This is a genomic window from Lysinibacillus sp. 10T31, from assembly GCF_056394365.1.
On the sequence record NZ_JBFTHS010000003.1, the window covers coordinates 195968 to 203811 of the forward strand.

General features: G+C 33.3%; 4 protein-coding genes and 1 pseudogene. All 5 read right to left on the minus strand.

Features of this window, described 5'->3' with window-relative positions:
• Positions 1-281 precede the first annotated feature (281 nt).
• The 5 genes and pseudogenes from AC1DCY_RS03335 to AC1DCY_RS03355 all read right to left on the minus strand — a co-directional run bounded on the left by AC1DCY_RS03335 (position 282) and on the right by AC1DCY_RS03355 (position 7619).
• Positions 282-2678, minus strand: a complete 2397-nt coding sequence (locus AC1DCY_RS03335; protein WP_477347420.1) for a sensor domain-containing protein — start codon at positions 2676-2678, stop codon at positions 282-284.
• Positions 2679-2690: 12 nt separating this feature from the next.
• Positions 2691-3869, minus strand: coding sequence for a beta-ketoacyl synthase N-terminal-like domain-containing protein (locus AC1DCY_RS03340; RefSeq protein ID WP_477347422.1), 1179 nt, complete (start codon positions 3867-3869; stop codon positions 2691-2693).
• Positions 3870-4738: 869 nt separating this feature from the next.
• Positions 4739-5995: an ATP-binding protein gene (locus tag AC1DCY_RS03345; RefSeq protein WP_477347424.1), complete on the minus strand. Its 1257-nt coding sequence runs from the start codon at positions 5993-5995 to the stop codon at positions 4739-4741.
• Between the two features lie 494 nt (positions 5996-6489).
• Positions 6490-7038, minus strand: a pseudogene (locus tag AC1DCY_RS03350) (transposase); the annotation flags it as partial.
• A 227-nt stretch (positions 7039-7265) separates the two neighbouring features.
• Positions 7266-7619 (minus strand): hypothetical protein, encoded by a 354-nt coding sequence (locus AC1DCY_RS03355; protein WP_477347426.1) that lies wholly within the window; start codon positions 7617-7619, stop codon positions 7266-7268.
• Between the last annotated feature and the right edge of the window lie 225 nt (positions 7620-7844).

Genomic DNA, 7844 nt, shown 5'->3' on the forward strand with positions numbered 1-7844 from the left:
ATGAATTAGAATTGGAGAATCAACTATCCGTCGCTGGGTATGAAGATTGCAATATACAATAATGTAAATCTAATTATTATCATTAACGAAATTATTATTATATCAGTCAAGTTTGTTAGACCATTCCTTGTTATTTACATAAATAATACCAACAAAGAACATATAATCAGTTCACTGGGTAAAAGTGGATTCAACTAAACTAGGCCATTAGTTTGAATAGCAATAATATTTACGAAAACAATCTTAATAATAATACTTATTTTTAGTTCATAGCAAGAGAATCAGTCACTAACTGTAATGTATTTTTCTTTGAAATCAGTTACGGAGAGTGGGTGACTTATAAAATATCCTTGAGCATAATCACAGCCAATCTCAGACAAGAAATGATACTCTTCATCTCCTTCCACTCCTTCAGCTATAACTTTCAAGTCAAGTTGTTTTGCTATCGCTATAATAGTTCTTACAAGAGCTTTGTTCTCAACTTCTCGATTCATCCCAATGACAAAAGATTTATCAATTTTCAAAGAATCAAGAGGATATTTATTCAGGTAACTAAGCGATGAATATCCAGTTCCAAAATCGTCCATTGATAATCTTATACCAAGTTTCTTTATTTCATATAACTTTTCTATCATCGACTCTGCATACATCGCAATACTCTCAGTAATCTCTAATATAATGTAGGTCGCATCAATTGAATTGTTCTCTATCGTGTTTTTCAAGCTTTCTACAAACGTTGGCTCGAGTAACTGCCTCACAGATACATTAATACTCATTACTAATGGCTTGCACGATTCTTTTTGAAAAAGGACATTTTGTTCAATTGCAGTATCCATTACCCACTGACCTATTGGAATAATCATTCCTGTCTCTTCCGCAATTGGAATAAATTCATCCGGTGTAACTTGTCCCAAGATTTCGTTATTCCACCTAATAAGTGATTCCATCCCTATGATTTTATTTGTATTCATATCCATAATAGGCTGATAATAGAGTTCAAATTCCTTATTATCTAGTGCGGATCGTAATTTTTTTTCAATCATCAGCTTCCTATAGAAATGCTGCTGCATTTCTGATGTGAATAATTGATAGTTATTTTTCCCTCTTTCTTTTACATGATACATTGCGGTATCGGCATGTTTTATTAATGTGTTAACATCATACCCGTCATTTGGAAATACACTAATTCCAATGCTTGGTGTAATAAAATGCTCACAACCATCGACCAAAAAACCACTTTTAAATTGTTCCAATAAATCTTTTGCAAAAGCCTCACTATCTTCTGCATTATAATGTGGCAGTAAAATAGTGAATTCGTCACCACCAAGACGATAAATATTTGCGCATTTATGGCTTATCTTTAGTAACATTTTAATACGTATTGATACTTCTATTAATAAGAGATCCCCAACATCATGTCCGAGTGTATCATTTATGTATTTAAAGCGATCTAAGTCGAGAAACATAATTGCATTCTGACTTGACTCCATTTTAGCTTTTTCAAGAAGGTTCGTTAAATCCTCATTGAACATTCTTCTATTCGGCAATCCTGTTAAGGCATCATGGTTTGCTTGAAATTTGATTTCATCTTCATATTGCTTTCGCTCCGTAATATCTGTTGAAACAGCAAGTATTGCTGAGCTATCATTTATTTGAATTGGTACTTTGACAGTCTGTACCCATATCTCATCTCCTGATGCGCCTGTAATGGATTCTTCTCTAATAAATACCTTTTGCGATAATTTGTTTACATCCGTAAGATGATCAACAGTTTGCTTCTCTACTAATGAATCTTTATATACTTCATCATCAGCTTTCTCTATCTTATCTTGAATGTTCATGCCCATTAACTGAGCATATGATTGATTCATAAGTGTATAACGCCCATTTTCGTCGTGAGCATAAATATAGTTTGGGTTTAAATTAATGACTTGGAATAGAAACCTCTTTTGTTCAAATAGCTTTTTATTCATATTGTTTACTATTTCAAGATGCATTCGGCTCGAAAGAATTAATACAGAAATAGCAAAGACCAAAATTGCAATCGAACTTGGTAACAATCTTGACGATGGAATCATGTTAAAAAAGCCTATTGCATATCCAATTAACGTGAAAATATTAAAATATACTAGAAATGAACGTTCACTCTTGGTTTGTACATCTAAACTAATTAAAAAACAAATAATCATATTAACTACAAAAAAGAGAACATTGGAATTAAAAATCCACGATAGCTCTCCGTTAACAGGATAGTAAAATATATTAGAATCAACTTGTACAAGTTCTAATCCCTTAATCCCTCTATCACTCCATCCGATTATGTAAACAATTAGGGCCATTACATATGATAGGAAAACAGTGGTACGATTAACAAGAAAACACCACTTTTTTTTATAATTATCTGGGAGTATTTCTTGAACAATTGTATATCCTATATAGAGAATTGTTGGTGTTACCATGATAGAACCAAATCTAAAAATCCTGAAAAATAGCATAATTGTCTCTTCTTTAAATAGTTGCTGTGCATATAAAAATGCAACATCTATTTGCCAAAATGAGGCCAAAAGAAGAAATAGAAAAATAATTTTTGATAATTTACTTTTTTCGAATAATACTAATATCGTAATTCCAACAGAAATAGGAATACATGCCAATAGAATTAAAAATAAATAAAACATAAAATGAGCCTCCTATGTACGCGTAAGTAATAGACAAGCATTATTTCCGCTACCCCCATGAGTAGTGATACATACAGACTCTACAGCTTGATGCCTCGTTTCATAAACAATAGGGACGTCTTCAAATCCTTCCCCTGATGTTTTAATCGTAGGAGGGATAAAACCATATTCCATTGATAGCAGGGATGAAATGATTTGCATTGCTCCCATTGCCCCAAATGTATGTCCTATCATTCCTTTAATTGAAGTAATAGGCACTCCAGAACCAAATGTTTCCTTAAAGATAAATCGTTCGATTTGATCATTTAATTCTATACCAAGCGCCTGACTGTTTACATAGCTTGGTATAGTATTTCCAACGGTTTCTTGAAAAACCTCAAGCATATGTCTACCAGTTATATCTGAACTTAATAATTTTTGTCCTTCATTTCTTGAAACGACACGTTCAATCTTCCCATATATCTTTTGATCTCGTGCTTGTGCTGATTGTTTACGCTCTAGAACGAGTACACCAGCACCCTCGGATAAAACAAAACCTCGATGCTCCGTTGAAAATGGGACACCAGCTTTTTCGATAGAGGTCTCTGTTGAGAGTACTCTTATTTTTTTAAATCCATTGATTGTCCATTGGCCTAAAGGAGCATCTGTTCCTCCTACTATACAAGCATCTACACTACCTGTTTCAAGTAGTTGTTTCCCAATCAATACTGCATCTATACTGGCTGTACATCCAGTTGTAACGGTGAATGCAGTCCCACACGTACCAATCGCTTCAGCAACAGAACCCGAGAGTGTGTGCGTATCAACAATTGAAACCCCGTGAACCGGAAATTTCTTTAAATCAAAACCATCTGCAGCGTGTTTTTCGATTTCAAGAATTGCTCCAGCAGATGTTCCCATAATTACAGCAACTCGGTGTGGCTTGAAATAATCTAAGTTCGACATTTCAGTTGCATCTATCGCAGCCGCAATAGCCATTCTAACAGAACGCGGGTATCGACGGTAATTTACTCCATTTATATCTAGAAAGTCATCATCAATCAAACCCGCAACAATACTAGAATGAGGCTGATTATCATTTTTTAAAATGCTCTGAGTACAAATACCTTTATCTAATACATTAAAAAAACTAAATTCATCTAAAACACCAGGTGCTTTAATGCCATACCCTGTAATTACTATATCGTCCAATTATTTCACCTACAAATTTCAACTTTAAATCCATTATATACAACAAAATTAGACTTAGTCTATATTGACAAATTCCCCGTTTTATGAATTTCATTCGAATGGTTAATTGGAAACACGCTTCATCAGAATACTATTTTAATTTAAGTAAGATTATGGTTTTTCCTACTAATATATTGTTTACATTCGTATTTTTTAAAAGAACTAAAACTTTTAAAATGGGATATATTAAAATTTTCAGTAAACCTTATTCGAAAATTTAAATTACGAGAAGGATTAAATTAATGCATAAATTTATTATGCTAAAATTATATAACTTAAACGACCACCTGCTAAAGCAGGTGAAAATTACTATTGGACCTCTCAATATTTTATATCTATATTCTATATCACACAGTACTTTATGTAATTGTATTGCATGACTCTTTTTTCTATAACCGTCCATCCCTCCATCCTAATTGAAGTATGGACCGATAATAGAAAGAGTGGAGTTAGTCTATGCATTTGGAAATTTAATAGGCTATTTCTTAAAGATTGTTGCTAAATAAAACCTTGAAGGGCAACAAAAAAACAAAGTTAATCTACAAAAACCGTAGAAAATAACTCTGTTTTTTATATTTCGCAAACCGAATCTTCAACTATAGCCTCCGTTAGTTTAAGTGTAATACTTCATAATCTTATTCAATTAAGGTTGTTTTAATCATTTAAATCATATAAATAAATTGGGTTTATACACTCCAAAATGGATACTATTACGTTATTGTATCCGGATATTTTCTCAATTTCTTTTTCGTCTTTAAATTCTTCGTTTTCGAACTGTACTTTAGCAGCAAGCTCTAAATCGTCGAAATTTTTTTGCCCTACGATTTCTATTAGGAAGAAGGAATAATAATAGAAAACCGTGTTCCCTTTCCCTTTTCACTTTTTATTTCTATATCTCCGTTTAATCCTTTTACAATACTGTATGCAATCATCGTACCTAGCCCGGTTCCCTTCTCTTTTATAGAATAAAACGGCATAGCGATTCGATTTATCTCCTCAGAAGACATTCCAATTCCTGTGTCAATAATATCAATCACAATACGATTCTTTACCTTTTTCACATTAATTCGGAGCATCCCTCCATTAGTCATGGCTTCAATCCCGTTCGTTGCAATGTTAATTAAACACATTTTTAGATTATCGGTGTTGGCATATATATAATAGGAACATTCATTATCGCTTTCAACTTTAACATTACATTGGATGGCGATCGGTAAAATAACCTCTATTACTTGCTCAACAATTGGTCTAATATCTAATAATTCTCTTGCAACATTTTGTGGTTTTATAAGGGACAAATAATCGTTAATAACGAGTTGCGCTTTTTCTAACTCCGTTAGCATGACTTGCAAATAGTCATCCTTTTGTGTTTCAGAGATTTCGTTTTTACTAAACATCTGCATAAATCCATATACCGTAGTCAACGGGTTTCTTATTTCATGGGCTATAGACGCTGCTAATTCACAAGTCACCATAAATTTTTCTGCACGGTGAATTTTTTCTTTCATTTTAAACCTTTCTATCATTCCTTCAATTAAATAAAGAGACAATAAAACAGTCAGAATATTGATCACTATATAATTGAATAAAAAGTGAATAAAATCAGGTTGAACTTTATCGTTTATCCGTATTTGGTTCATTAAAGCGAATATAGAAAAGGAAATAGTGCAAAGAGACATAAGCAATAAGCTGAACAATATTTTTCTTTTTTTATAATAACCAGCAAGAAAATATTGGGATACCATAGTAATGGAAGTGGCCATAAAATATACAATAACTGCAGGGTAGACTCCGTCTCCGCCTAAGTAAAAACGGTAAGAAACAAATATAACAGTAATAAAAATAAAACTCCTAAAACCACCATAGAGAACAGCTAAAAGGATTGGGATAAGCCGTAAATCATATATGTATCCACAATCAAACTTAAACGGGAATGTCATACAAAGAACAACCGCAATGGATGAAAGAAAGGAAATTAATATAGTATTACGCGCTTCTTTTCCATCTTTATCCAACCAAAATATTTGATAGAAAAAAATACAAATGATAATAATGAATGCATTTAATAATAATGTCGTTATCCCCATGATCAGCGCCCCTAAATTGAGTAATGAATGTTAGAAAAGTGATAAAACACAGAAGGTTAAGATAATTATAAACATTTTTTCAAAAAAAGAAAGATGTTGAAAAAAGTGTAAAAAAAATTTGACTAACCTCCCTCTATAAACATTGAAGTATCAACGGTTTTCATCACTTTGTGATGTAGTAAAAATATTTTTCTATCACTTTTTAAACGTATAATTGAATTTATAGTTTTTATTACCAAATCGAGCGTACACTTCGCTAAAGCTAATGAAAATCATTAGCTTTTTTAGTCCACTATTTGATGCACAATGGATCTCTGCGATGCTTATGACGACGTTCCCTCCCATGTCTCTTAGCGTCAGTGCGCTTACATTCCTTCGTTCGGTCTATTCATAAGGCAGAGGCCTGCTAAGCTGCCCCGGGGACTCTTGCTCTAAGTTTAGTTATGTTGCTGGTTTCTCCGTGTCATCCTTCTAGTTATAGTTCGAAAATTTGTTTACGCTGCCTCTGCGAGACAGTAGAGGTCTTTCATCATATATTTCTCGTCAAAACGTACTTTCTTTTTACAAATACCATGTAGTACCTTCAGTAATTTACCACACAGTACCACCATTGATTGTTTTCCACGTAAAGGATTTTGTTGACGTGTTGTGTAATATTCATGAAGTTGCTTAAACGCTTCATTGTGACGAATGAGTGGTACTATTACTTTGAACAGAATATATCTAAGTTTCTTTCTTCCTCGTTTGGAGATATGTTTTTGCCCTTTATGTTGACCAGATGAGTTTTCACGTAATGTTAATCCCGCTAGTTTGATGAGTTGGCGTGGATTTTCATAAAGTGAAAAGCATCCTACTTCTGAAAGTAAATCAACAATCGTCGCATCTCCTAAACCTGGAACTGATGCAAGTAAATCATATTCCATCGTTGTTTTAGCCATTTCGGCTATTTGATTATTTACAGATTCAATTTCGCTTTCTAATAAGCGATACTGACGTAGGAGCGTGGCGATTTCTATACCTACGACGAGTGTATTATCAGTCACTTGATTAATTTTGTAATTCATTTTAAAATGCATTTAGGAGTCCTCCTTGTAGATGTTGGGTCAATGGTCGTTGACACTCAGCATCATATTAGTGGACTCTTTTTCTTTCAAGACCCAGAACATCTTTCAAACAGGAATGCTGCCCCGTTAGTTTAATAAAGAAAAAAAGAGCTGCATATGCAACTCTTTGATTTTCAAGAAAAGCAGCCGTTAGTAAAAAATGAAAGTTATTTTTCTCCGTACTTTCCACCCCTAATTGCTTTTCTATACTTACCATCTTCTACTTCAATAGCAATTGCTTCTTCCGTACTTATTCCTCGCATAGCGTAATATTTTGTGCCTTTTTCATACACATTAGAGAAGTTTCCATAGTACGTTCCCTCCGTATCTGAATACCTTGTTACTTTGCCAATTTCTTCATCTATCTCATCTACATATTCATCACTTAATTGATAAATATAACCATCCCAAACGACAAATCCAAAAGCCCAATCTGTTGATGATTTGTTAAAAACATTGGAGCAACCTGACAAAAAAACAATAGCTATTACTACTGAAAAGAAATAGTATTTTAACCTCATAAGTATCCCTCTTTCCATAATAAGTCGATAATTTCCAATTTAAGTTTCAATTTATGCTTATTGAACTAAACTGCTCCGTTCGTATTATAAGGTCAACCAGATATTTCTGGTTGATCATTTTTAAAATGGTTTTATTATAGCAGTAGCCAGGGTAGAACGTAACTGCTCGTGGGGCTTGACCCCGTCAACTAAACCGTTCGCCCCCTACTTGCAGAAACATGATTG

Excerpts from the sequence above, each read along its gene's own strand:
- AC1DCY_RS03355 (WP_477347426.1), bottom strand. The coding sequence starts at position 7,619 with ATGAGGTTAAAATACTATTTCTTTTCAGTAGTAATAGCTATTGTTTTT.
- AC1DCY_RS03345 (WP_477347424.1), bottom strand. The coding sequence starts at position 5,995 with ATGGGGATAACGACATTATTATTAAATGCATTCATTATTATCATTTGT.
- AC1DCY_RS03335 (WP_477347420.1), bottom strand. The coding sequence starts at position 2,678 with ATGTTTTATTTATTTTTAATTCTATTGGCATGTATTCCTATTTCTGTT.